Origin of the sequence: Shinella sp. M31 (assembly GCF_049199205.1) — a bacterium.
In the GTDB taxonomy this organism is placed as follows: Bacteria; Pseudomonadota; Alphaproteobacteria; order Rhizobiales; family Rhizobiaceae; genus Shinella.
Genome location: NZ_JBLZPH010000043.1, coordinates 1 through 251, shown reverse-complemented (window position 1 = coordinate 251; position 251 = coordinate 1). Strand labels below are relative to the sequence as shown.

Genomic DNA, 251 nt, shown 5'->3' with positions numbered 1-251 from the left:
AAGGCCTCGTTCAAGGTGCTTGTCGAAGACGGTAACGAGGACGGCTCCGTACCAACCACGTCGCCATTCATTCTGACCGTCACGCCCGTCAACGATGCGCCAAAGCTGACGGGTGATCTCAAAGCCACCGTTTCTGAAGGAGGCATTTATACGCTGACCGCTGCCGATCTGGGCTTTAGCGATGCCGACGACGGCGCCACCGGGGTCAGGTTCACGGCCTCAAGCGTCGTCAACGGTACGCTGCTGGTCGC

The 251-nt window shown here is 60.2% G+C and carries 1 protein-coding gene; it reads left to right on the top strand.

All coding sequences use genetic code 11. The annotated features are described in order from the left end of the window. Nucleotides 1-251 (top strand): hypothetical protein (locus tag ACOZKU_RS06395; RefSeq protein ID WP_421578138.1); only part of this gene is annotated, 251 nt, incomplete at both ends.